Source organism: Enterococcus sp. AZ109 (assembly GCF_051714625.1).
In the GTDB taxonomy this organism is placed as follows: Bacteria; Bacillota; Bacilli; order Lactobacillales; family Enterococcaceae; genus Enterococcus_A.
The window spans coordinates 984,549-1,008,683 of record NZ_JBIOSF010000002.1; the positions used below are offsets into that span (position 1 = coordinate 984,549).

Below are 24,135 nucleotides of genomic sequence, written 5' to 3' on the forward strand. Positions count from 1 at the left end.
ACCGCGGCTCAGCAATCAAAGAGGTTGCGGTTTTCACCTAAATTTTTACGGCTGCAGCACATTCCAGCTACGATCATTTTCAAAATCCGCCAACTCTTCTTGAGCCAATTGAGTGATAGCTTCAGGATAATCCATTATTTCCAACAAACGCAAGGCATTCCGAGTCGTCGTCGGTCCTTCTTTAACTAAATAATCAAAGGCGATGCCTTCTTCATGAGTAATCCGCTCGGAAAAATGCAAATTATGACACTCATATTTCAAAATCTCGGTTAATTCGATATCATGAGTTGCCACAAAGGCCAAGCTTGGATAATCCTTCAGCCAATGCAAAATACTGGCAGAAGCCGCAATTCGTTCCACCGTATTGGTTCCCCGCAAAATTTCATCAATGAAGCAGTAGCAGCGTTCTTTAGTAGCGACTTGATTTAATAACCGTTTGATGGACTTAATCTCAGCGATAAAATAACTATCACCCTCAATCACATTATCCTCCACCGCCATCGAGGTCAGTACATGACCCGGCTCCATGCAAAATCGACTAGCTAATGTAGTGTTAATGGTTTGAGCCAGGATGCAATTAATGGCAATGGATTTAACATAGGTAGATTTACCCGAAGCATTGGACCCAGAAATTAAGGTATTTTTAGTCCATTCCACCGGATTAGTCACTGGTTCGCTAATCAATGGGTGGTAGCAGTCTTCAGCAGTCAATCCACCAGGGCGAAATTCCGGCAGGCAGGTTTCTTCCAAAGCAGTCCGGTAATTCAAAATCGCCAGTGCCGCTTCCAAATCTCCCATTGCTTGCCACAAATGAATCGCCGCTTCCTTATGCTTGCCTAATTTTCTCTGCACAAAATGGTAAGAAATAAAAGGAATCATTAAACTCATCATCAAAGTTTCCACAATCACATCGGCTTCCGTGCCGCCGCTGCCTTTAAAGGAAAAGCCGAAACGGGTGATGCTTTTCAAGGGAGCCAGTTCGTTTGCAAGCTCCGCCTGATTAGGCAGTGGAAAAGTTTTTAGCTTCTTAGCCGTATAAAGGGACTGAATTAAATAACGCATACTGGTCAGCTCCCGATCCAAAGTGCTTTTTTTCACCATCGAAACAATCGTATTCAGACACAAAGAGATAACAAAAATTAAGATACCGATAGAAGGGGCGAAGGCGGCCACCACCAACCCAATCAATGGCAATAAACCTAAAAACAAATATAGCCAAAAGCTGCCGGTGCTAGAAAAGTTATTTTCCGCTAACAAATAGCTTTTAATCAGATTGTTGTCTAGTTTGCCTAAACGAGCAAATTGATACTGAACCTTTTGTCGTAGTTCTGGCTGGTGATCGAAAAATTCAATCAGTTCCTCCAAATCATCCGCTTGAAAATTAAAGCTGCGCAGGCGCTGGTATAAACTTTCTGAGCCGACACTGGAATAAGTCAGGTTAATTTGCTGGAAAATCTCATACATATCCAAATCATACCAAGTAGCATCGTCAATTTCACTACCCCATTCTTGCAGCTCTTTGGTAATTTCCCAAGCGGTGATCAGACTATCTTCGCGATCATTGATAGCATACTCTGGTAATTTCCCCCAAGCATCCCGGATACTTCGTTTCAATTTTATTTTCGACCAAAGATCGAGGGCAGCGAAGACGAGGATAATCACTAGGATAAATCCTGCAACAATGATTAGTTCATTCATAATGAGACTCCCATCTATGATTGTTTCCTTTAATAATAGAACAAGTGCCCACCAATGAAAAGAGTCGATTGCTTCTATACAAATATTCCTCATTGTTTTACAATAGTAAGATAAAAATTTACAGGAGGCAACCGATGAAACCAATTATTGGCATTATGCCGTTGTACGATCGCAAAAAAGAAAGTATTTGGATGCTGCCGGGCTACGTAGAGTTAATTGAAACAAATGGCGGGATTCCAATGATTTTACCTTTGACAGATAATTTTGAAACCTTAGATTATTTCCTGGAAACTTGCCAAGGCTTCCTGTTTACCGGCGGTCAGGACATTTCTCCTGAGCTATACGGGACAGAAAAACTAGTGGTTTGTGGGGAAACTCACCAGGTGCGGGATACGATGGAAATCTATTGTATGGAAAAAGCGTTAGAAGAGGATACGCCAATCTTGGGAATCTGTCGCGGCGCGCAGTTGCTAAATGTCGTAACTGGCGGAACGCTTTATCAAGATTTACCTACCGAACGACCAACCGAAATCAACCATCAAATGAAGCCGCCTTATGATAAAGGTCAACACGAAGTCCAATTGGTAGAAGGTACGATGTTGGCGGATATTCTTGATCAATCCACATTAAGCGTCAACAGCTACCATCATCAAGGAATCAAAGATGTCGGTGAAAAACTAACGGTTACCGCAATATCGGAAGACGGTTTAGTAGAAGGCATCTACCTAGATGAAAATCAATTTGTTCTAGGAGTACAATGGCACCCGGAATTTTTCGCCTCCGATACACGGGAAAATCAGCGGCTACTTCAAATGTTTTTAGCTCATTGTTATTAAAATCAGCGGGATAAGTCACGAATCCAGTGGCTTATTCCGCTTTTTGAGTTCGCCATCTCAACCAAAAGTTGGAACAACAATAAGACCTAAGGCTGAGGTTGTCAGACACGCTATCAATTACACTTGTTATAGAAAGAAAAAAGAAAGTTGGTAGGCGTGTGAAGGGTAATCGGGTAAATATCATCTATTTAATGGTAGGACAGTTAATTTCGGTTTTTGGCGGGGCGATTTTGCGTTTCGCCTTGTCTTTGTTTGTGTTGGACGCCACCGGTCGGGCAGATATTTTTGCCACGATCTTGGCAGTCTCTAGTATCCCGGTCTTGTTTGCGCCAATTGGCGGGGCGATTGCCGATCGTTTTGATCGGAAAATCTTGATGGTTTTGATGGATGTAGCGAACGCCGTGTTGGCGCTGCTGCTGTTTTTAGTGATCGGCATGACGGAATCGGTTTTTGCCATCGGATTCTTGTTGTTTGTCCTGTCAATCGTAGGAAGCTTTGATACACCGGTAGTAGGTGCCAGTATTCCTTTGTTAGTAAAAGAAGATCAATTGGAAAAAATCAATGGTCTGTCCAATGGGATTTTGCAGCTGTCTAACGTTGTCGCCCCGATTATCGGCGGCATTCTGTACGGTTTAGTTGGTGCACAAGCGTTAGTAGCCAGCAGCATCGCCTTCTTTGTTATCGCGGCGATCGTGGAAAGTTGTTTGAAGATTCCTTTTGAAAAAAAGGAACAAAAAGGAAACGTCCTGGAAATTTTGACTGGTGATCTGAAGGAAGGATTTAAAGAAGTCCGAAGCAACCGAGTGATTACCAAAGCGATTGTGATCGCAGCTTTAATCAATTTTGCCTTAACGCCCTTCTTTATTGTCGGTTTACCGGTTATTTTGCGGATGGTGCTGCAGGTGAGTGAAACGATGTACGGTGTTGGTATGGCAATGTTCAGTCTCTCCAATATTGTGGGGGCAATTTTTGCTGTCGTGATAACTAAAAATCTGCGCTTCAACAATTTTTACCTGACCTTTGGGTTTTCGGGCGTGCTTTTACTGATCGTAAACGTCCTGCTGCTTTTTTTAGGAACTGGCGGAGGCTTTGTCGTGATTGTGGGCGCCGGTGTGATTATTGGAATCATCATGAGCGCCATTTCCATTTACCTGATTTCACTGGTTCAGCGCATTACGCCAAAAGAAAATCTAGGAAAAGTGATGGCCACCATCATTGCGGTAGCTCAATGTGCGGTGCCGTTGGGACAATTAGTGATGGGTGTCCTGTTTAAAGGAACGACAATCTCGGTATTCTTTCCAATTCTGGCAGTGGGCTGCTTTATTCTATTAATTTCCTTCCTATGCTTTAACTGGTTTAAGGAAACCAAGGAAAGTGACATCTATCTGGTGAAGGAAAATTAGACGGGGGAGATGCACTGGCTGCGGCTGGTGCATTTTTTCTTTAAAATGATAGTTGACATTTGAATGTTTGCGTGGTAACCTTTTCATTAAGTTGTTGATGTTATTACTTCGGGTAAGCATGCGGCAATTCAAAAAAATTGAAAAATGTTGGATGTTATCACAATGTGAGCAGGACCTATTTACCACACAGATGTAGTGTATGTAAATGGGCTTTTTTTGTGGCTAACGGGGGAAATTTTATGATCATAAAAAGAGTATTGAACAATAATACCGTTATTTCTTCAAACAGCAAGGGCATTGATGTCCTGCTGATGGGCAAGGGGATCGCTTTTGGCAAGAAAAAAGGCAATCCGGTAGAAATTGAGCTGGTAGAAAAGAGTTTTCTACTGCGGGACAAGGATACCCAAAATAAATTTACCGAGCTGTTGATTAACGTACCGATGGAGCACATCATGGTGTCGGAGAAGATTATCAATTTCGGGAAAATTAAGCTAGGAAAAAACTTAAATGAAATCATCTACGTGAACTTGACGGACCATATTCATTCAGCGATTGAGCGTTATCAAGAAGGCATTATTTTAAAAAATCCTTTACGTTGGGACATTGCTCGTTTTTATGCCGATGAATACGCTGTTGGAGAAAAGGCGCTGGACATTGTCCGCAATGATTTAGGCATAGCTTTTGAAGTGGATGAAGCCGCTTTTATTGCTACCCATTTTGTGAATGCCGAACTGGATCGCAAGGATGATTTGGCCTATGAAGTAGCCGAGATCACCAAAGGAATCGAAGAAATTATTAAAAATCATTACCGCACGGAATTTGACGAAGATTCCTTGGATTATTACCGCTTCATTACTCATGTGAAATTTTTTGCCCAACGTTTGTTGACCGGCGAGCATTACGATGACGAAGATGCAGAATTATTAGAAACCCTAAAAAGCAAATATGTGACGGAATACGAGTGTTCGTTAAAGATTCGCGAGTATGTGCAGCAGCAGTTTGAATACGAACTAAGCTCCACTGAACTGCTGTATTTAACCGCCCATATTCGCCGCATAACTAAAAATTTATAGTCAAATAGGATTGTTATCCCAAAAGGAGCATGACCTAGAGCTGAACGATATTCTTTCGGGCAGTTTTAGGTCATTTTTGCTTCTTTTACTAAAAAATAGGAGTGAAATTAAAATGGATTACAAAAATACCGCAAAACAGCTGTTTGAACAAGTAGGTGGGCAAGCCAATATTCGATCGGCTACTCATTGCATGACCCGCTTACGCTTGGTTTTAAAAGATGAAAGCAAAGTGGACGACGAACAAGTCAAAAAAGTGCCAGGTGTCATGGGAGTCATGAAAAAAGGCGGCCAATACCAAATTATTATGGGCAATGACGTGGCCAATTACTACAAGGAATTGGTGAAATTAGGCAATTTCGGCTCAGCAGCCGCTGAAGAAGAGGACGGCGAAAAAGGCAATTTATTCGAACGCTTCGTAGATGTCATCTCCAGCTGTATGTCCCCATTGATTCCAGCCATGCTAGGGGGCGGAATGATTAAAGTTCTGTTGATTGTGTTGCCGTTAATTGGAATTTTAAGTGCTGATTCCCAAACCTATGCGGTGCTGTCATTCTTCGGAGATGCGCCATTTTACTTCATGCCAATTATGCTGGCCTATACCGCAGCTCAGAAATTTAAGGTGACCCCAATGCTGGCGGTGACCATTGCCGGAATTATGCTGCATCCGAATTTTACCGCCTTAGTAGCTGATGGGAACCCGTTGAATGTTTTCGGCTTACCAATTACCTTAGCTTCTTATGGCTCATCGGTTATTCCGATTTTGATCATGGTTTGGTTGATGAAGTTTATCGAAGGTGCCTTCAATAAAGTGATCCCCGCTGTAATGAAGAGCTTCACTCAACCATTGTTAGTTATCTTAGTATCAGGTGTGATTGCATTAGTTGTCGTAGGTCCATTGGGTACTTTTGCTGGATCAGGTCTTTCAGCAGCAATCATTTGGGTACAAGGTAAAGCAGGGTGGTTAGCGCTGGGCTTGATGGCGGCGTTTATGCCATTAATTGTTATGACTGGGATGCACTGGGCGTTTGCGCCAATTTTCTTAATCGCATCACCAGCAACACCAGATATTTTGATTTTACCAGCAATGCTAGCGGCAAATATTGGTCAAGGCGCAGCAGCTTTAGCCGTTTCTATGAAAGCAAAAGATAAAAACTTGAAACAAGTTGCTTTAGCTTCAGGAATTTCAGCGTTATTAGCGGGCGTAACAGAGCCGGCTTTGTATGGAGTAACCTTAAAATACAAACGTCCATTATATGCAGCGATGATTTCTGGCGGGATTTGCGGGGTGTACATGGGCTTCACTGGCCTAGAATCTTATGCGTTTGCTGTGCCATCAGTTGTTTCCTTGCCACAATTCATTGGCGAAAACTCTGGCAATATTATCAATGCGTGTATTGTAGCAGCTGCTTCATTTATTCTTACCTTTGTACTGACTTGGGTATTTGGTTTTGAAGAAGATGCACCTATTGAAGAAGCAATTTTAGAAGTCCAAACGGGTAGCAGCGATCCGAAAAAAGTTTTTGCACCCGTAAAAGGGGAAGTAATTCCTTTAGAACAAGTTAACGATTCTGCATTTTCGAAAAAGATGATGGGTGAGGGAATCGCAATTATTCCTTCTGATGATACAATTCGCGCACCTTTTGATGGCACGGTCACTGCCATCTTCCCAACAAAGCATGCGATTGGTTTGACCAGTGATGCCGGTTTGGAGTTATTGATCCACGTAGGAATCGACACAGTTGAACTAGGCGGCAAGCATTTTGAAGCGTTAGTTTCAGCCGATGACCGAATTAAAGTCGGCCAACCATTATTGAAGGTGGATTTTGCAGCGGTCAAAGCAGCTGGATATGACATTGTAACCCCAATTGTAGTGACTAATTCGGACCAATTTATCGACGTAGTAGCCAAAGACGAAATGAAAACTGCTAATTATGATGAAGCCGTACTTTATGTAGTTTAAAAAAAGGAGCAAACCAATGAGTAATTTTCCAAAAGATTTTTTATGGGGCGGCGCAACTGCCGCCAACCAATTAGAAGGTGCCTATAATGAAGATGGCAAAGGTCTAACCGGTCAGGATTTAACCCGCAAAGGCTGGCGGGAAGCGCCAACTGAGGAACCGATGGAAGACAATTTGAAATTAATCGGTATCGATTTCTACCATCGTTATAAGGAAGATATTCGATTATTTGCAGAAATGGGTTTTAAGGTCTTCCGTATGTCAATTGCTTGGGCGCGGATTTTTCCAAAAGGTGACGAGCAGGAACCGAACGAAGCCGGCCTAGCTTTTTACGATAAGGTTTTCGACGAATGCTTAAAATATGGGATCGAACCTTTGGTGACTTTGTCCCATTATGAGATGCCGCTGCATTTAACCCGTACCTATGATGGCTGGCGCAGTCGGGAGGTCATCGACTTCTTTGAGCATTACACAAAAACGGTCTTTACCCGTTACCAAAATAAAGTAAAATACTGGCTGACCTTCAACGAAATTAATTCCATCAGCCATGTGCCTTTTCTTAGCGGCGGCATCAATACGCCGAAGGAAGAACTAACGAAGCAAGATATTTATCAGGCGATTCATCATGAGCTGGTGGCCAGTGCCCGAGCAGTCAAAGCCTGTCACGAAATTATTCCGCAGGCCCAAATCGGCTGCATGATTCTCGGTGTGCCGGTTTATCCCTTAACACCAGAACCAAAGGATGTGTTGAAGGCTTTAGCCACCGAACGGGAAAATTTCTTCTTTTCTGATGTACAGGTTCGGGGGTATTATCCCAGCTACAGCCAGCGACTGTTTAAAGAAAATGACATTCAATTGAAGATTACTGATCGGGATTTAAGTGATCTGAAACACACGGTCGATTTCATTTCCTTTAGCTATTATATGAGTGTTTGTGAATCAGCTGACCCGACGAAGGAAGCTGGCGAAGGCAATATCATCGGCGGCATTCCCAATCCTTATCTAAAAGCCAGCGATTGGGGATGGCAAATTGATCCAGAAGGTCTGCGTTATTACTTGAACTGTGTATATGACCGCTATCAAAAGCCAGTCTTCATTGTTGAAAATGGCTTGGGTGCTGTTGATGAGCTGATCGAATTGCCGGATGGAACTAAGACAGTGTTGGATGATTACCGCATCAATTACATGAACGATCACTTAGTGCAGGTGGAAGAAGCACTGGAAGATGGTGTGGAAATTATGGGCTATACTTCTTGGGGCTGTATTGACTTAATCAGCTTTACCACAGCGGAAATTAAAAAACGCTACGGGATGATCTACGTGGATCGCAACCAGGATGGTTCTGGAACGCTGAATCGCTACAAGAAAAAAAGCTTCCATTGGTATAAAGAAGTCATTGCATCCAATGGTGATAGTCTAATCCGATAAAACAATGTTGCTGTTCTCTTTGTTGAGAGCAGCATTTTTTAATAGAAGAAAAATTTGCATTTCTCTGTGATACATGTAAACTCATATTGAAGTGTTTTACATAGAAAAAGACTGGGGCAATAAAAATGGCAAATAAAAAGGTGACTATAAAAGATGTAGCAAAACGATCAGGTGTATCCATTACAACTGTATCGCAAATATTGAATGGTAAAGAAGACATGTTTAGTCAAGGCACCATAGAAAAGGTTTTGGAGGCAAAAAAAGAGCTGAATTACGAACCAGATTATTTTGCCCGTCGTATGATTATGAAAAAGAGTAAGACTATTGGTGTATTAGTTCCGGATATTACGAACCCTTTCTTTGGTAATTTGCTGCGAGGCATTGAAAAAGTTTTATATCGCGAAAATTTTGTCGCAATGTTTTGTAACGCGGATATGGATGAAGCAAAGGAAAGTGAGTACTTACAAGAGTTGAGTCGGCGTGGCGTCGATGGCTTTATTATTGCCAGCTCAGCAGTTTCCAACCAAGCGATTAACGATACATTGAAGAAGAATAGTTTACCTTTTATCGTTTTGGATCAGAAAAAAGCGGAAGGAATCAGTGATGCCGTATTAACAGACGACTTTTCAGGGGGACGATTAGCCGCTCAGCATTTAGCCGATTTGGGCCACCAAATGGTTGCAGTCGTTATGCCACAAAATGCGCCAGCCAATATTTATAAGCGATATGAGGGATTTTCTTCAATTTTTCCTGAAGCCAAGATCGTCAACAGTGACTTATCTAAGCAAGGAGGACGTCAAGCGGCAAAGGAAATTATCCAAAGAGACTTTACCGGATTATTTGCCGTGAATGACGAGATTGCTTTTGGTCTATATTTGGGATTGAATGAAGTCGGAAAACACATCCCAGCTGACTATAGTGTCGTTGGGTATGACAACATTGATATGTGTGAGTATGTGATTCCACAGCTGACTACGATCGCCCAGCCTATTTTTGAATTAGGCCAAACTACCGCTGAATTATTGCTGGAACGGATTCAGCAGCCAGAAAAAAATTGGGAAGAAAAAATGCTATCGGTTCAATTGGTGAAACGGGCTTCAACCAAAAAGATAAATCAGCACACTTGAAATTGCTTTCAAGATGTGCTATATTTTTGCCATAGAGTTAAAACGTTTTAGTAAAACGTTTTTGTAACAATGGAATCACGTATTAAACGAAACGGAGTGGATAAAATGAACGCGATTACAATTATTGGCAGTATTAACCTGGATCGCACCATTCGAGTAAAACAAATGCCTAAACCAGGTGAAACCATGCACACGAAGGAAATTTTCTCAGCCGGTGGTGGTAAAGGCGCAAACCAAGCAGTAGCAGCTAAACGTTCCGGAGCAGTTACAAATTTTATTGGGGCAGTCGGCAACGATGAAGCCGGACAAATGATGACCGATCTTTTAAGTCAGGAAGAAATTAATTTAGCCGGTATTGCTACACTAGATAACCAAGCGACTGGTCAAGCCTATATTATTGTTGATGACCAAGGGGAAAACAGCATCATGATTCATGCTGGTGCCAATAATGTTTTCACTCCAGCCCATGTCAATCAGCATGAAGAACTGATTAAAAGTAGTGATTTTTTGATTACCCAGTTTGAAAGCGCTATGGACAGCACGATCACAGCATTCAAAATTGCTCGCCAAGCCGGTGTTAAAACCATTTTGAATCCAGCACCAGCTTTAGAACAGGTTCCAGAAGAATTGCTGGAAGTTACAGATATGATTATTCCTAACGAAACGGAAACGGAAATTTTAACAGGCATCACAATTACAGATGAAGATAGCATGAAGAAAGCTGCCGATCAGTTGCATCAATTAGGTATCGAAGCAGTCATTATTACGATTGGCAGCAAAGGGGCCTTCTATGATGTCAATGGACGTAGCGGAATTGTACCAGCCTTTAAAGTGAAAGCAGTTGATACGACAGCTGCCGGCGATACGTTTATTGGAGCTATGAGCAGTATTCTAAAGAATGATTTCAGTAACTTAGAAGAAGCGATCACATACGGAAACAAGGCTTCGTCTTTGACAGTTCAACGCTTCGGCGCTCAACCATCAATCCCTTACAAAAACGAATTGGACTAAAGAAAGGAAGTAGTTATCATGAAAAAAGGCAAAGTAATTAATTCAGATATTTCTCGCGTAATCGCACAAATGGGGCACTTTGACAAATTAAGTATTGGCGATGCCGGCATGCCGGTGCCAAGAATGACGGAAAAAATTGATTTAGCAGTGGACAATGGCATTCCCAGTTTTATGGACGTCTTGAACAATGTGTTAGAAGAATTAGAAGTGCAGCGCATTTATTTAGCAGAAGAAATTAAAACCGAAAATCCAACCATGCTGGAAGCGATCAAAAAGCGTTTGCCAGAAACACCCATTACCTTTATCCCTCATAGTGAAATGAAGCAGGAATTGAATAATGTGCACGCTTTTATCCGTACCGGAGAAATGACGCCATATGCGAATATCTTACTAGAAAGCGGCGTCGTTTTTTAAAAACAAGTAGCGATGTTTTATCATGTACACATTTATTAAATCGTTTTAATCATGTCTGGCTTCACAAGCTGAGCAAGTTTGCGAAGCCTTTCGTAAATAAAGGAGGAATTTTTCATGAATGCTACGGCATTATTGATTGGCTTAGGGCCATTATTAGGTTGGGGTCTTTTCCCAACCATCGCATCCAAAATCGGCGGTCGGCCGGTAAATCAAATACTGGGATCAACTTTAGGAACTTTAATTTTTGCACTTATTTTTACGCTAGTAAACGGGTTAAGTTTTCCATCGGGTATGGATTTAATCTTTTCCATCCTGTCTGGTGTTGGCTGGGCGATCGCACAAATTATCACCTTTAAATCATTTACGTTGATTGGTTCATCTCGTGCCATGCCGATCACTACGGCTTTTCAATTGTTGGGGGCTTCCTTGTGGGGTGTCTTAGCTTTAGGCAACTGGCCTGGTACTACTGCTAAATTATTAGGCGGATTAGCACTTATTTTGATCATTATCGGCGCTTGGATGACGGTTTGGACTGAGGAAAAAACTAAAGAGAACAGCAGTCTGCTGAAATCGGCCGTTATCCTGTTAGCGGTTGGTGAAATTGGTTATTGGGCTTATTCTGCCGCCCCGCAAGCCACCAGCATTGATGGGATGCATGCTTTTTTGCCACAAGCTATTGGCATGGTGCTAGTCGCAGTTGTTTATTCAGCAATTTTAACCTTCAAGGATAAAGAAAAATCACCATTTGCGGAAGTTGTTTCTTACAAACACATCTTTTCTGGTTTCTTCTTCGCCTTTGCGGCCTTGACCTATTTGATCTCAGCCCAACCAAATATGAACGGTTTAGCTACTGGCTTCATCTTGTCGCAAACATCAGTGGTTCTGGCAACTTTAACCGGCATCTGGTTTTTAGGACAAAAGAAAACCAAAAAAGAAATGACCGTTACGATTATTGGTTTGGTGCTGATTTTAGCCGCTGCAGCCATGACTGTCATGTTATAAAAATAAAGCCGTCAGCTGACGGCTTTTTATTTGGTCAATTCAAAATCTAGCGTCTCACGCTCAGCACCGTTAACAATCAGCGTGACGGAATGTAGTCCGGGATAATGCTTCCTAGAACTCAAATCAGCAAAAGAATGCTTTTTGGTGTAAGTCTTTGACTGATTGGCTTTTAAGACAGTATCGGACAACTGGAATATTTTCCGACTGCGTTTTCCGTTGGCTTTGACATAGTCGATGCCATACTCAAGCCTTAACTTGGTGGTTTCTTTTGCTGAAATCGTAAAGGAAAAAGTCAAACTCTCACCGTAGTTGAGGGACTCAGCCGTCAACGAGAAATCCTTAATATCTACCGAACTAGCATCGTGATACCCAAAGATAGCTAAGACATCCCGATTTCCTTTTTTCAGCAAAGTCCGGCAGCCGTGTTTAACAATCCAATCCGTATGTTTGTCTTTACCGTACCAATCTTTGGCAATGTTTGCCACCAAGTCAGGATGAGTTTTGGAAATATCGTTTAAATTGTTAGCAACACTTTTACGGACATACAAAGATGGATCGGCTTTCATTTTTTCTAAAATAGCAAGCACTGGCGAAGGATCTTTTTTGAAGCTGGTCAAAGCTTGTCCCCAAGGCAAAGCCGGGCGGCAGCCTTCGCTGGCCAGTCGTCGAACATGTTCATTCTCATGGTTGGCCCAGACTGCCATCTGCTGCATCATACGAACTTCGTGTTTTATAATCAACGGTCGTACGGCAAATTCAGCAGTCGATAGTTGGGTGTATTTTTCCAATGCCGCAATAGATAAATCCCAGTCCTGCTCGTCTTGCCCATAAACCTCTACAAAATCCGGAAAATAGATCAAAGCATTGTCATTATGTCCTGCCGGATAGCTAGCAACAACTTGATCGAGGATGGCAAGAGCTTCTATATACTTACACGGCAAATAGTTACCTAAATGGATAGTAATTTTTCGCATCCGTGCTTTTAGTTCTAACATTTCCCAGTCATTGTCCATGATATCGTTGATAAAATCACTTTTCTGAAACTGGGGATACACATTTTTGATTCTTGAAGCAAGATCATAAAGCGTATCATAATTATAGTATTTATCTTTCATCAATTCAGTCATGTACTTCCTCCTTTCAAATGCTGTTTAACTTATTTCTAGTTTTTACTAAACCTCTGTTCACACCAAAGTTTAGAGGAAAAGACCACAACATTCAAGCAGGAAAAAAATCTGCTTGGGGCCATTTAGAATAGGTGCATACTAAAAAATATTTTTAGTTGAACCAAGTCCGCTGAGAAAAAAATCCTCGAAAAGAGCATTTTTTAATTGAAATATCATTTGTTTTGTATTATGATCATTTGCAACATCATATTTCGTGTGGAAGAGAAGAGTAGCTTTAATGTGAACATTGGCAGAGAACCCGGATGGTGAAAAAGGGGAATGGGAAGTTAGAGTGAAGATGAGCTCGGAGCATCTAAGTTGTTCACGCAATTTAGACGGTCGCAACCGTTACCTTGCCGCGTATCTATTTAGCTTAGGTTAAGTATGTACGGTTGAGGTATTAGAATTCTAATACGAATAAGGGTGGTACCGCGAAAGCATTCGTCCCTTGGGCTGTTAAGCAATTAACAGTTCAAGGGATGAATGCTTTTTTTGCATTTATTAAAAAAGAAGAGGTGGTCAAATGAGGAAGATTGCAGGTGTTTTTGTTTTAGCGGGAATTTTATTGTTGTCAGGCTGTGGACGAGCAGCCGGTAGTTCAGAGGATACACTGAAGGTGGGGGCATCGCCCACACCTCATGCGGAAATTTTAGAACATGTGAAGCCGATGTTGGAAAAAGACGGCATCAATTTAGAAGTTGTGAAATTTGACGACTACATCTTACCGAATAAATCGTTGGAGGCAGGTGAAATTGATGCCAATTACTTTTCAACCGTGCCTTATTTTAATCTGCAAAAGGAAGAAAATGATTATGATTTTGCTAATGTGGCAGGTATCCATTTAGAACCAATGGGTATCTATTCTCATAATATAAAAAAGGTTACTGATATCCCTGAAGGCGCAACGGTGATTGTCTCGAACGTTGCATCAGAGTGGGGCCGGGTGCTGAGAATTTTTGAAGACAACAGATTGATCAAGGTAAAAGAAGGTATTGCCATTGATAAAGCAACTTTTAATGACATTATTGATAACCCAAAAAATTTGAACTTCAAACATGATGTTGAACCGCCCTTGCTAGCAACAGCATACGAAAATCACGAAGGCGACCTGGTGGCAATTAATTCTAACTTTGCTTATGAAAAAGGCTTAAACCCAGTCAAAGATTCTCTAATGCTAGAAGCCCAAGATTCACCTTATGTAAACATCATCGCAACCAAAACGGAAGAAAAAGATGATCCGCAAATAGCAAAATTAGTGGCAGCCTTACAAGATAAGGAAGTTCAAGCATGGATTGATGAAAAATGGGGTGGTTCAGTCATCCCTGTGGCACAATAGAAAATGGAGGAATGTTAAATGGAACGAGCAATTTTTGCCGGGGGCTGCTTCTGGTGCATGATCAAACCCTTTGACTCACTACCGGGGATTCATTCAGTCTTTTCCGGTTACACTGGAGGACACACACCAAATCCAACCTACGAACAAGTAAAAAGTCATCAAACTGGTCATACTGAGGCGGTGGAAATTATTTTTGATCCGGAAGTAATTACTTTTGAAGAATTAGTCGAATTGTACTGGCAACAGACAGATCCTACCGATGCCTTTGGCCAATTTGAAGATCGTGGTGACAATTATCGACCAGTCATTTTCTATTTTGATGAAAAACAAAAGGACATTGCTGAAAAAAGCAAACAAGCTTTAGCTGAAAGCGGAAAATTTACCGATCCGATTATAACCAGTATTGAGCCAGCAGCGCCATTTTATTTAGCAGAAGATGAGCACCAAAATTATTATAAAAAGCATCCTGAAAATTATGCCCGTAATGCCCAACGACGAAAGCAATTCATTGAGGCGAATTGGTAGCACAGCAAAAAGCACTTGAATCCTAGTAACTGTTTCGGTAAGATAGGCAAAAAAGCAGAAAAGAGGATTCAAGTGTGACTATACAAATTGTTCCCATTCAAACATCGCAAGCAGCAACTTTGCTGGACCTTAGCTTGCGCACGTTTAACGATACTTTTAGTGATCAAAACACACCAGAAAACATGGAAGCCTATGTTTCAGAGGCTTTTCAATTAAACAAATTGGAAAAAGAGCTGGCTAATCCCGATTCCAATTTTTTCTTCATTTACACAGCCGATCAGTTAGCGGGTTATTTGAAGGTGAACATCAATGACGCTCAAACTGAAGATATCGCTGAAAATGCTTTAGAAATCGAGCGGATTTATGTTGATTCGGCCTTTAAAGGTCAAGGGTTAGGTAAACTGTTGATGGAAAAAGCCCTTGAGATAGCCAATGAAAAGAAAAGAACCACTGTCTGGTTAGGCGTTTGGGAGAAAAATTTACCAGCAATCGGCTTTTATCAAAAACAAGGCTTTAAAAAAGTTGGTCAACATTCCTTTTGGATGGGCGACGATGAACAAACTGACTTTATTATGGCTAAAGTATTATTGTAGCCTTTAAGGAGAATGTAAAATGAACATCCGTTTAGCGAAAGCTTCTGATGCGCCAGCTTTATTGGCGATTTATGGACCCTATGTGACCGATACTGCGATAACCTTCGAATATGACATACCCACTGTGGAGGACTTCACCCAACGTATTATTTCTACTTTAGAAGATTATCCCTATTTAGTAGCTGAAAATGACGAAGGAGAAATTCTCGGTTACACTTATGCCCACGCCTATAAAGAACGAGTCGCCTATGACTGGAGTGTCGAAGTCACTATCTATCTGGCTGAAAAGACGAAAGGTCAAGGTATCGGTAAAAAATTGTATCAAGCTCTAGAAGAGGAACTGAAAAAACAAAACATCCTCATTTTGACAGCCTGTATCACAGGTGGGAACATCCCCAGCATTCAATTCCATGAAAAGCTGGGCTATCGGCAGGTAGGCGTTTTTAAGCAAATTGGTTATAAATTCGATCAATGGCACGATGTGTACTGGTTACAAAAGAGGCTGGTCCCGCCTACAGTTCCCATGAAAAAAATGATTCCGTATCGAGAAATCAATAATTAATTCGTTTTTTAGGCGATTGATGGCAAAAAAATACTACTAAGGATGAGTGTTAATTTTTTCAATTTTATGGTTGCAGGTACTTTCTGAAATGCTAAACTAGACATAAAGGAGTCAAGCAATGAACTTAGAAAACTTTCAGTGGACACGATATCCGGAGCACTACAAAATTTCCGAGAACAAAATCGAAATAACTACTAAACCACATACCGATTTATGGCAGCGGACGTATTATCATTTTCGAAATGACAATGCGCCAGTTTTTCAAATGGAAACGGAGGAAAACTATTTTAGTTTTGTCGTGAAAACAGAATTTAGCGAAAGTAAGCATCGTTTTGACCAGTGTGGTCTTGTGATGTATTTAGATAGTGAAAATTGGCTAAAAGCTTCTATAGAATACGAAAACGACCGGTTTCAACATTTGGGAAGTGTTGTTACTAATAGGGGATATTCTGACTGGGCAACGACGACCATTGATGCTTCTATTAAATCGATGTGGTATCGCTTAAGTAGAAGAGAAGATGATTACTGCCTTGAGTGTTCAGAGGATGGTGTCTCATTCCAACAAATGCGCATCTGTCACATGCACAATGGCAAAGGTAAAATCAAGTTTGGTATTTATGCTTGCTCTCCTGAAGCCTCCTCTTTTCAGGCAGTGTTCACTCACATGCAGCTGCTGGAATGTCAGTGGGCCGCTCACGATGGACAAAAACCGGATAAAACTAAATGATCTTAAAATAAATACCGCAAAAAAGGCACTTCAAAACGTAGGAATTTTGAAGTGCCTTTTTTACCTTCTTGAAGAAGAGTATAAGCATTTACGATTAGAAAGCTTATTAAACGAATTCTTGCGGTGTCCGGTTTCCCAAAGCTGAGCGAGTTTGCGAAGCCATTCTTATTCGATTAGTTGCCATAAAGGATTCAAAAAGGTTAGGGCATAAAATAAAGCAAGAAATACACCTAACAAAATGGTGAATAAAAAAGCTTCCCGCCGAGTATTTTTCTGACTAAAATGAGTGAATAGCTTTTGCAAAAACTGAATAGGATGAAACAAATCCCAAGTATTAAAACGAATATAGCGTCCTAAATAAATCCCAAAGCTAAGTACGGGAAAAACGAGCCACGTCAATAACCAAAAGATCGGTGTATTAAAAGTGGTGATGTTTGCGGGATCGAAATAAATAAAAAAAGTAAATTGCAGCAAAACGATGTTCAAAGCGGTGTTCAGTACACCAGAAATAGCTAAGCTGAGAACGGCGATGATATCATACCAAATGGGTACTTCAACTTCGTCTACTTCACGATGCGTCAAATTTAGTTCAGTGACTAAGTATCCGGCATTCGGTAAAAAAACGAGCCAAATAACTAGCCCGATAATTAGTATTAGACTACTTATGGTGCCTAGAAAAGTAAACGAAGTCAGTGCTGAAACTCGGGCAAAAAATAGTTGCAGGGTCAACGTTCCAACGAGGATAAACAGTGGAATGACTGAAAGCTTGAAATTTGTAATCATCGGTTTAAACAGTTTCGCATGAAAGATCTTTGGTCGAATCAAAATTAGTAATAACGCAAATAGATTAAATAATAAGGTGATTAAGAGCATCAGTGCCATAAAAGTTTCGTCCCCCTGAAGTAAGAATAACTTAGGAGGACTAAGATGAGCAAGTTCGACGCTTCACTTAAGAAAAAAGCTGAAGCAATAGCATAACAAGACTAACCACACCTAATACACTGATGGTGATGAAGAGATATTTTTCTCTGGCTGTTTGAAAGATTGGGCGGCGATAGGTATGACTGTTCCATAACCAAAAGCTGAAGCCTAAAGCATAAATACCAATACAATATAGTAAATTCATCCAACCTGAAGAGTAAAGCATGTAAAGCCCATAGAGTATAGCTCCACCTGCTAATAAACGATGGCTGTTGGATACTTTCTTAGCAGAAAGCTTCCATAAAAAAGCGGCCGACAAAACATAAGGAATGAGCACCATTGTAGTGGCGGTATCCGTGACTGCTTGGAAAGCATCCATTGCCAAGCGAGAAAAGATAAATGCTACTTGCATAATCACTCCATTTAAAATTAGCGCATTGACTGGCGCGTTATTGTGGTTTTCTTTTCCTAAAAAAGCAGGAAACATCTGATCATTCGCAGCATCATAAGAGATCTCTGCAGCTAAGATGGTCCAAGAAATCCAAGCGCCTAACACCGAAATAATTACACCAATGTCAATCATTCGTGCACCCCACGAACCAACAGCCGCATTTAATACACCACTAAGGGAAGGATTAGGAAGTTGCATTAAGGTCTCCTGCGGTAAGATACCGAAACTCAACATGACGATTAATACATAAATTGTTAACGTGGTGCCATAGCCGATGATAGTTGCTCGTCCTACATCTTTTGCGCGCTTTGCCCGTCCAGAGAGGACGACCGCTCCTTCAATTCCGACAAATACCCACATGGTTTGCAGCATCGCGTTTTTTACTTGACTAAAAATGCCACCTAAATCCCCATTGATCGTTTGAATATTTTGAGCGAAAAGATCTGTTGAGAAGGTCGTGTAGCGAAAATGAGTGATCAAAACGAAAATCCCGATCACAATCGGGATGACTTTAGCAAATGTGGCGACAACATTTAGTGCATTCGCCGCACGGATTCCTCGTGAAACTAAGAGGACTACTAGCCAAATCATCAAACTGCCCAAGTAAAAGCCAAATGATCCTTTAGAGCCGCCAATGACAGGGAAAAATTTACTTAGAGCATCTAAAAACAAAATGACAAAAGAAACATTTCCAATAATGTTACTCAGCCAATATCCCCAGGCTGAATTAAATCCAGCATAGGATCCGAAGCCATCTTTAGCATAGTAATAAATACCGCCTGTAATCTCCGGTCGTTCATTAGCTAATATTTGAAAAACTTTCGCGATAAAAAACACACCTACGCCAGTAACCGTCCAAGCGATTAGCGAAGCGACTGCTCCAGCAGATTGCGAAATACTGCTAGGGAGATTGAATACGCCACCACCCAGCATCGAACCCACCACAATCATGGTTAAGCCTAGTAATCCAACCTCTTTATGTGAGGCGGATTTTGTTGGTTGTTCCTTCATGAACTCCTCCTATAATAACTATTATCCTGTTTATTCAACCATATTCTAATGAAAAGAAGCAATCAATCTGCATAAAATTAAGCAAGAGGTCTATCATTAGATTCTCATCAAAAACATGTTGCTTTATTCTTTACCTAAACCAATGAGAAATGTTAAGGTGTTCATGTGAAAAATAAGGAGGCTAAATACTGTATGAAAAGAGAGAAGAATACTCCTAGGAACCAAGTAAAGTCATCTGATATTTTACTGGAAATGCTAGCGTTGTTCATCCTAATTTCGTTAACGTTTTATGCCGTGAAAACTGGAAAACTATTTTGAAGAAAACATCTTTCAAGGTGTTTTCTTTTTTCTTTATAATAAATCAAGTTAAATATCGAAGCATCTTCCACAAAGAGGTAAATACAAAGTTTTGATAGTTTTTTTAAACAGAAAGTCAGCGTTACGTATTAGCAGCGCATCACTCATAGAGTTGTAACTCTTCTATCAAAAAAATACGGAACTTCCGAAATGCAAATCCTATTAACTATAGTATTGACTAACTCACCCGAGCGTAGTCCCATAGAGGAGGGCGTAATGTCGAATGTAAAGCGGGACCTGTCTGAAAAGAGGTTTGCCAAAGTGCTTAGCTATAGGGTAATATTTATGACGAATGGTGTGATTTATGAAGAGGACACCTATAGAATCGGTAGATAATTGGAAAATTACAGCTACAGGATTTCGATGCAAAGTATTATAAAGATATGGGAGGAATGGAAATGGATCAAACGAAATTAGCACAACGTTTTCAACAACCGGCAGAAAATTTGTTGATGAAGATTGCAGTTTTAGCAAAGGAAACGGAAGATATTATTGATTTATCAATCGGTGATCCTGACATTATTACGCATCAATCCATCATTGATGCAGCGTATCAGGATGTGAAAAATGGCGCAACTAAGTACACAGCACCCGCTGGAAAGAAAGAGTTTCTTGAAGCAATTGCGTCTTATTACAAGCAAAAATATGGTTTGTCTTTTGAAACGAATCAAATTCGAGCAACTGTGGGTGCGCTACATGCCATGTATTTAGTGATGCAAGCCATCTTAGATCCAGGTGATGAAGTGATCATTCATGAACCCTTCTTTTCTCCTTATAAAGAGCAAGTAGTGTTGTCTGGTGGTCAGCCAGTAATGGTACCTACCTACGAGGAAAATCAATTCCAATTAGATGTAGAAGATTTAAAAGCCGCCGTTACTGATAAAACCAAAGCGATTATCATCAATTCACCTAATAATCCAACCGGTGCTGTTTTTTCAGCAGAAACTTTGGAGCAAATCGCTAAAGTGGCCATCGCTCACGATCTTTTCATCATCTCTGATGAAATTTATGAAGATTTTGCCTTTAAAGAAACGTTTGTTCCAATGGTGAAGTTTGCACCGGAGCATACGATTACCATCAGTGGCCTGTCAAAGGGATTTGCGATGACTGGCTGGCGAATTGGTTATATGATTGCTCCGGCTTTCGTGAATGACACTGCAGGACTAATCAACGAAAGTGTAACTTATTCCGCACCGACAGTCTCTCAGCAGGCGGGTATTTACGCCTTGAATCACTATCAGAAAATTGTACCGGAGAACGTAGCAATATTTAAAGAACGTTTGGAGTACATTGAAGAAAGGGTCGCAACTATTCCTTATTTAACGCTATCTCCGGTAGCTGGCAGTATGTATGCATTTATTAATATTAGTCGCAGTGGACTAGATTCGGTAGCCTTTGTGGAGACAGTTTTGGAAAAAAGCGGTGTGTTGTTTGTTCCGGGTAAAGCCTTTGGACAAACCGTGGGGGATGAATACATCCGACTGGCGGCTACTCAGCCAAAGGAATTGTTGAGAGAAGCCTTCGATCGCTTAGAAAAACTGACATTTTAGAACAAACCTCTTAAAAGTGTGCAAGAATAAAGAGGAAGTAGTTTAAGAAGCCCTTTAAACTAAGAGTATCAGAGAAATCTGGTGGGAGGTAAGAAAATGGAATGGTTGGATTGGTTTAACGATAGTATCGCTTATGTGGAGGAACAATTAACGAATGAAATAGTGCTTGAGGAAGCTGCACGACGGGCAAAATGTTCTACTTATCATTATCAGCGAATGTTTTCCTATATTGCTGGAGTAACCCTAGGAGAGTACATTCGTCGTCGTAAAATGAGTTTGGCCGGTGTCGATTTACAGCAAGGACAAAAGGTAATCGAAGTAGCTGCTAAATATGGCTACGAATCACCGACTGCATTCAATCGCGTTTTTAAAACGGTTCATGGAATAACCCCGCAAGAAGCGAAAAAGGACGGAGCTAAGCTGACCAGCTATCCAATGCTGACCTTCGCAATTACAGTTAAAGGGGTGCACGCAGTGGAATATCAATTGATAGAAAAAGAGGCTTTCTATGTTACCGGACTTGGCTTAGCGCTGGGGAAAGACATGGAAGAAAATCAGCAAAAAATTCCGGAATTTTGGAATGAAGTAGCTGCAGCAGGTAGAGTGCAGGAGCTACTTCCGATTATGGACGGGAATAGTCCTGGTGTTCTTGGGATTAATTTAATGACCAAGGAAGTTCAGGAAAAATGGGAATATGTCATTGGGGTTGCGTCAAAAGAGGTCCCAATCGGCTTCAAGCAATACAAAATTCCTGCTGCAAAATGGGCAGTTTTCTCCGGTGAGGGTCCTATGCCGTATTCAATTCAAGATTTAGCGAAACAGGTCTTCACTGAATGGTTGCCGACTTCCGGCTTTGAGTATGCGGAGCTTCCCGATATGGAAGTTTACTTAGACAATAACCCTACAGATGCTAAGTTCCAAATCTGGCTGCCTGTTAGATTAAAAAGGGCATAAATCAGTAATCCAGTGACTAATGGTGAGTCGCTGGATTTTTTATGTGATAATCACAACTATATCGTGGCGGTTCTATCGACTTCTCAGAAAAAATGTCAGAAAATTTCTGCAATTCTCTTTACATTCTCATGTAAATGTGGGATTATATGGCATAAATTAAAATTAAATGAAAATAGGATGGGTGAGAAGATGAACGGTGTCGTGATTTTGTTAGTTGCAATTATTTGTTTTATCGCTGCTTATGCTGGTTATTCTAAGTGGCTGGAGAAAAAATGGGGAATTGATCCTAAAGCGGTGACGCCTGCAATTCGATTAGAAGATGGTGAGGATTATGTTCCTGAACCAGCATTCGTCGTGTTTAGCCACCAGTTTTCTTCTATTACTGGTGCAGGACCGGTAACTGGACCGATAATTGCGGCTATGTTTGGCTGGGTTCCAGCATTTCTATGGATCTTATTTGGTGGAATTTTCTTTGGTGCGGTTCACGATTTTGGTGCGTTGTACGCATCTGTTAAAAACGACGGTAAATCAATTGGTCTGATTATTGAAAAATACATCGGTAAAATGGGCAAAAAATTATTTTTGCTGTTTTGTTGGTTGTTTGCCTTATTGGTAATCGCCGCTTTTGGTGATATTGTAGCAACTACTTTTAATGGCTTTACTCCTGATGTGGCTGAAACAGTGAATACAGCCAATGCTTCAGCAGCATCAATTTCTATGCTATTCATTGTTGCAGCAATACTTGTTGGCTTCGTCATGAAGAAGGTGCATATGAAAGGTGCAGTCATGCACATTTTTGGAATTGTTGTTTTGCTAGGGACTTTGGCGTTAGGAATTGCGTTCCCGATTTTTGCTAACAAACAAACGTGGTTGCTAATTGTTTTTGCTTACTTATTCTTAGCATCAGTTATGCCAATGTGGCTGTTGATGGCACCAAGAGATTTCTTGAGCACCTATATGCTTCTTGGTATGATTATTGCTGCTGTATTGGGATTGCTGGTGGAGCATCCAACAATGGATTTGAACGCCTTTAATGGTTTTGCCGTGGTGGATGCTGCTGGCAGTGTGAAATATTTATTCCCAATTTTGTTTATTACGGTAGCATGTGGTGCCGTTTCTGGCTTCCACAGTTTAGTTTCTTCAGGCACGTCATCCAAACAGGTCCGCAACGAAAAAGATATGCGCCCAATTAGCTTTGGCGCAATGATGTGTGAATGTGTACTGGCAGTTGTAGCGTTGGTTGTTGCTGGCGCAGTGGCGCAAAATGGTCAGCTGCCACAGGGCACACCGTTCCAAATTTTCTCTAGTTCAGTGGCTGGCTTCCTGACTAATTTTGGCTTGCCAGTTCATGTAGCCCAATGCTTTATGACAATGTGTGTGTCGGCACTAGCATTGACTTCCCTTGATTCAGTAGCCCGGATTGGTCGGATGTCTTTACAAGAATTCTTTTATGAAGAAGGGGAGCAAAAAGGGATTGCTAACTTGTTGACTAATAAGTATGTAGCGACAGTTATTACTTTAGTTGCAGGTTACGTATTGTCTTTAGGTGGTTACAACAGCGTGTGGCCGTTGTTCGGATCAGCGAACCAACTGTTAGCTGCTATGGTGATGATTGCTGTAGCTGTTTACATGAAAACCTCTAAAAAATCGGGTGTGATGTTCTACATTCCAATGGGGATTATGCTAGCAGTAACCTTTACAGCACTGGGTATTTCCGTTTATGATTTGATCACGAAGTTAATTCATGCCACGCACTATTTAGTAACCATTCCAGCAACTCCCGCAGCAGGACAATTCGTTTTATTGTCCGATGGCTTGCAGTTAGTTTTTGCTTTCTTATTATTTGGACTTGGAATCATGGTAGCAACTAAGTGTTTACAGGCTCTGTTCCAAACGAATGAAAAAACTAAAGAAAAAGTTGTGGTAGAATAAAAAATAATTATCGTCTTGAAAAATGCCGAAGCGCACGTTTCAAGGCGATTTTTCAGTAATTTGATGAATCATCAAATTTTTAAACAATAATTGTCAGTCT

At 41.0% G+C, this 24,135-nt stretch carries 21 protein-coding genes and 1 other annotated feature; of the genes, 17 read left to right on the top strand and 4 right to left on the bottom strand.

What is annotated here, in order from left to right; all coding sequences use genetic code 11:
- Positions 1 to 45 precede the first annotated feature (45 nt).
- Positions 46 to 1,698: a MutS-related protein gene (locus IGI42_RS21365; protein ID WP_438718073.1), complete on the bottom strand. Its 1,653-nt coding sequence runs from the start codon at positions 1,696 to 1,698 to the stop codon at positions 46 to 48.
- A 134-nt stretch (positions 1,699 to 1,832) separates the two neighbouring features.
- Between IGI42_RS21365 and IGI42_RS21370 the strand changes: the two genes are divergently transcribed.
- The 9 genes from IGI42_RS21370 to rbsU all read left to right on the top strand — a co-directional run bounded on the left by IGI42_RS21370 (position 1,833) and on the right by rbsU (position 11,950).
- A complete protein-coding gene (locus IGI42_RS21370) occupies positions 1,833 to 2,534 on the top strand; it encodes a gamma-glutamyl-gamma-aminobutyrate hydrolase family protein (RefSeq protein ID WP_438718074.1) in 702 nt (233 codons plus the stop codon).
- Positions 2,535 to 2,692: 158 nt separating this feature from the next.
- The gene (locus IGI42_RS21375; RefSeq protein ID WP_438718075.1) at positions 2,693 to 3,937 is read left to right on the top strand and encodes an MFS transporter; all 1,245 of its coding nucleotides are present in this window, start codon (positions 2,693 to 2,695) and stop codon (positions 3,935 to 3,937) included.
- Between the two features lie 239 nt (positions 3,938 to 4,176).
- A complete protein-coding gene (gene licT, locus IGI42_RS21380) occupies positions 4,177 to 5,010 on the top strand; it encodes a BglG family transcription antiterminator LicT (protein ID WP_438718077.1) in 834 nt (277 codons plus the stop codon).
- Positions 5,011 to 5,122: 112 nt separating this feature from the next.
- Entirely contained in the window at positions 5,123 to 6,970 is a 1,848-nt protein-coding gene (locus IGI42_RS21385) for a beta-glucoside-specific PTS transporter subunit IIABC (RefSeq protein ID WP_438718078.1), read from the top strand.
- A gap of 16 nt (positions 6,971 to 6,986) precedes the next feature.
- Positions 6,987 to 8,396 (top strand): glycoside hydrolase family 1 protein, encoded by a 1,410-nt coding sequence (locus IGI42_RS21390; protein ID WP_438718079.1) that lies wholly within the window; start codon positions 6,987 to 6,989, stop codon positions 8,394 to 8,396.
- A 125-nt stretch (positions 8,397 to 8,521) separates the two neighbouring features.
- Positions 8,522 to 9,523 carry a ribose utilization transcriptional repressor RbsR gene (gene rbsR, locus IGI42_RS21395; protein WP_438718080.1) on the top strand — a complete coding sequence of 334 codons (1,002 nt, stop codon included), beginning with the start codon at positions 8,522 to 8,524 and terminating at the stop codon, positions 9,521 to 9,523.
- Positions 9,524 to 9,628: 105 nt separating this feature from the next.
- Positions 9,629 to 10,534 (top strand): ribokinase, encoded by a 906-nt coding sequence (gene rbsK, locus IGI42_RS21400; protein ID WP_438718081.1) that lies wholly within the window; start codon positions 9,629 to 9,631, stop codon positions 10,532 to 10,534.
- 18 nt (positions 10,535 to 10,552) lie between these two features.
- Positions 10,553 to 10,948 carry a D-ribose pyranase gene (rbsD, locus tag IGI42_RS21405; RefSeq protein ID WP_438718082.1) on the top strand — a complete coding sequence of 132 codons (396 nt, stop codon included), beginning with the start codon at positions 10,553 to 10,555 and terminating at the stop codon, positions 10,946 to 10,948.
- 114 nt (positions 10,949 to 11,062) lie between these two features.
- A complete protein-coding gene (gene rbsU / locus IGI42_RS21410; protein ID WP_438718083.1) occupies positions 11,063 to 11,950 on the top strand; it encodes a ribose/proton symporter RbsU in 888 nt (295 codons plus the stop codon).
- 26 nt (positions 11,951 to 11,976) lie between these two features.
- Here the strand turns inward: rbsU and IGI42_RS21415 are convergent, their stop codons facing one another.
- Entirely contained in the window at positions 11,977 to 13,077 is a 1,101-nt protein-coding gene (locus IGI42_RS21415; protein WP_438718084.1) for a DNA alkylation repair protein, read from the bottom strand.
- A gap of 247 nt (positions 13,078 to 13,324) precedes the next feature.
- Positions 13,325 to 13,568 (top strand) — a binding site (T-box leader).
- Between the two features lie 71 nt (positions 13,569 to 13,639).
- Here IGI42_RS21415 and IGI42_RS21420 point away from each other — a divergent pair.
- The 5 genes from IGI42_RS21420 to IGI42_RS21440 all read left to right on the top strand — a co-directional run bounded on the left by IGI42_RS21420 (position 13,640) and on the right by IGI42_RS21440 (position 16,859).
- Positions 13,640 to 14,452 (top strand): MetQ/NlpA family ABC transporter substrate-binding protein, encoded by an 813-nt coding sequence (locus IGI42_RS21420; RefSeq protein WP_438718085.1) that lies wholly within the window; start codon positions 13,640 to 13,642, stop codon positions 14,450 to 14,452.
- 18 nt (positions 14,453 to 14,470) lie between these two features.
- Positions 14,471 to 14,977 carry a peptide-methionine (S)-S-oxide reductase MsrA gene (gene msrA / locus IGI42_RS21425; protein WP_438718086.1) on the top strand — a complete coding sequence of 169 codons (507 nt, stop codon included), beginning with the start codon at positions 14,471 to 14,473 and terminating at the stop codon, positions 14,975 to 14,977.
- A 74-nt stretch (positions 14,978 to 15,051) separates the two neighbouring features.
- Positions 15,052 to 15,570: a GNAT family N-acetyltransferase gene (locus tag IGI42_RS21430; protein ID WP_438718087.1), complete on the top strand. Its 519-nt coding sequence runs from the start codon at positions 15,052 to 15,054 to the stop codon at positions 15,568 to 15,570.
- A 19-nt stretch (positions 15,571 to 15,589) separates the two neighbouring features.
- Positions 15,590 to 16,132 carry a GNAT family N-acetyltransferase gene (locus IGI42_RS21435; protein WP_438718088.1) on the top strand — a complete coding sequence of 181 codons (543 nt, stop codon included), beginning with the start codon at positions 15,590 to 15,592 and terminating at the stop codon, positions 16,130 to 16,132.
- A 118-nt stretch (positions 16,133 to 16,250) separates the two neighbouring features.
- Positions 16,251 to 16,859 (top strand): DUF1349 domain-containing protein, encoded by a 609-nt coding sequence (locus IGI42_RS21440; RefSeq protein WP_438718089.1) that lies wholly within the window; start codon positions 16,251 to 16,253, stop codon positions 16,857 to 16,859.
- Positions 16,860 to 17,024: 165 nt separating this feature from the next.
- Here IGI42_RS21440 and IGI42_RS21445 read toward each other — a convergent pair whose 3' ends face one another.
- A complete protein-coding gene (locus tag IGI42_RS21445; protein WP_438718090.1) occupies positions 17,025 to 17,741 on the bottom strand; it encodes a DUF1361 domain-containing protein in 717 nt (238 codons plus the stop codon).
- A gap of 67 nt (positions 17,742 to 17,808) precedes the next feature.
- Positions 17,809 to 19,242 (bottom strand): basic amino acid/polyamine antiporter, encoded by a 1,434-nt coding sequence (locus IGI42_RS21450; RefSeq protein WP_438718091.1) that lies wholly within the window; start codon positions 19,240 to 19,242, stop codon positions 17,809 to 17,811.
- Between the two features lie 755 nt (positions 19,243 to 19,997).
- Here IGI42_RS21450 and IGI42_RS21455 point away from each other — a divergent pair.
- From IGI42_RS21455 to IGI42_RS21465, 3 genes are all read left to right on the top strand, one after another.
- On the top strand, positions 19,998 to 21,149 hold the full coding sequence (locus IGI42_RS21455) for a pyridoxal phosphate-dependent aminotransferase (protein WP_438718092.1): 1,152 nt from the start codon (positions 19,998 to 20,000) through the stop codon (positions 21,147 to 21,149).
- Between the two features lie 96 nt (positions 21,150 to 21,245).
- Positions 21,246 to 22,103, top strand: coding sequence for an AraC family transcriptional regulator (locus IGI42_RS21460; RefSeq protein ID WP_438718093.1), 858 nt, complete (start codon positions 21,246 to 21,248; stop codon positions 22,101 to 22,103).
- Between the two features lie 189 nt (positions 22,104 to 22,292).
- The gene (locus tag IGI42_RS21465; RefSeq protein ID WP_438718094.1) at positions 22,293 to 24,035 is read left to right on the top strand and encodes a carbon starvation CstA family protein; all 1,743 of its coding nucleotides are present in this window, start codon (positions 22,293 to 22,295) and stop codon (positions 24,033 to 24,035) included.
- Positions 24,036 to 24,135: the final 100 nt, after the last annotated feature.

Coding starts and splice junctions, on each gene's coding strand:
- rbsK (WP_438718081.1), top strand. CDS start 9,629: ATGAACGCGATTACAATTATTGGCAGTATTAACCTGGATCGCACCATT.
- IGI42_RS21435 (WP_438718088.1), top strand. CDS start 15,590: ATGAACATCCGTTTAGCGAAAGCTTCTGATGCGCCAGCTTTATTGGCG.
- IGI42_RS21420 (WP_438718085.1), top strand. CDS start 13,640: ATGAGGAAGATTGCAGGTGTTTTTGTTTTAGCGGGAATTTTATTGTTG.
- IGI42_RS21385 (WP_438718078.1), top strand. CDS start 5,123: ATGGATTACAAAAATACCGCAAAACAGCTGTTTGAACAAGTAGGTGGG.
- IGI42_RS21450 (WP_438718091.1), bottom strand. CDS start 19,242: ATGAAGGAACAACCAACAAAATCCGCCTCACATAAAGAGGTTGGATTA.
- licT (WP_438718077.1), top strand. CDS start 4,177: ATGATCATAAAAAGAGTATTGAACAATAATACCGTTATTTCTTCAAAC.
- IGI42_RS21365 (WP_438718073.1), bottom strand. CDS start 1,698: ATGAATGAACTAATCATTGTTGCAGGATTTATCCTAGTGATTATCCTC.
- msrA (WP_438718086.1), top strand. CDS start 14,471: ATGGAACGAGCAATTTTTGCCGGGGGCTGCTTCTGGTGCATGATCAAA.
- rbsR (WP_438718080.1), top strand. CDS start 8,522: ATGGCAAATAAAAAGGTGACTATAAAAGATGTAGCAAAACGATCAGGT.
- IGI42_RS21390 (WP_438718079.1), top strand. CDS start 6,987: ATGAGTAATTTTCCAAAAGATTTTTTATGGGGCGGCGCAACTGCCGCC.
- IGI42_RS21460 (WP_438718093.1), top strand. CDS start 21,246: ATGGAATGGTTGGATTGGTTTAACGATAGTATCGCTTATGTGGAGGAA.
- IGI42_RS21415 (WP_438718084.1), bottom strand. CDS start 13,077: ATGACTGAATTGATGAAAGATAAATACTATAATTATGATACGCTTTAT.
- rbsU (WP_438718083.1), top strand. CDS start 11,063: ATGAATGCTACGGCATTATTGATTGGCTTAGGGCCATTATTAGGTTGG.
- IGI42_RS21440 (WP_438718089.1), top strand. CDS start 16,251: ATGAACTTAGAAAACTTTCAGTGGACACGATATCCGGAGCACTACAAA.
- IGI42_RS21445 (WP_438718090.1), bottom strand. CDS start 17,741: ATGGCACTGATGCTCTTAATCACCTTATTATTTAATCTATTTGCGTTA.
- IGI42_RS21370 (WP_438718074.1), top strand. CDS start 1,833: ATGAAACCAATTATTGGCATTATGCCGTTGTACGATCGCAAAAAAGAA.
- IGI42_RS21455 (WP_438718092.1), top strand. CDS start 19,998: ATGGATCAAACGAAATTAGCACAACGTTTTCAACAACCGGCAGAAAAT.
- rbsD (WP_438718082.1), top strand. CDS start 10,553: ATGAAAAAAGGCAAAGTAATTAATTCAGATATTTCTCGCGTAATCGCA.
- IGI42_RS21465 (WP_438718094.1), top strand. CDS start 22,293: ATGAACGGTGTCGTGATTTTGTTAGTTGCAATTATTTGTTTTATCGCT.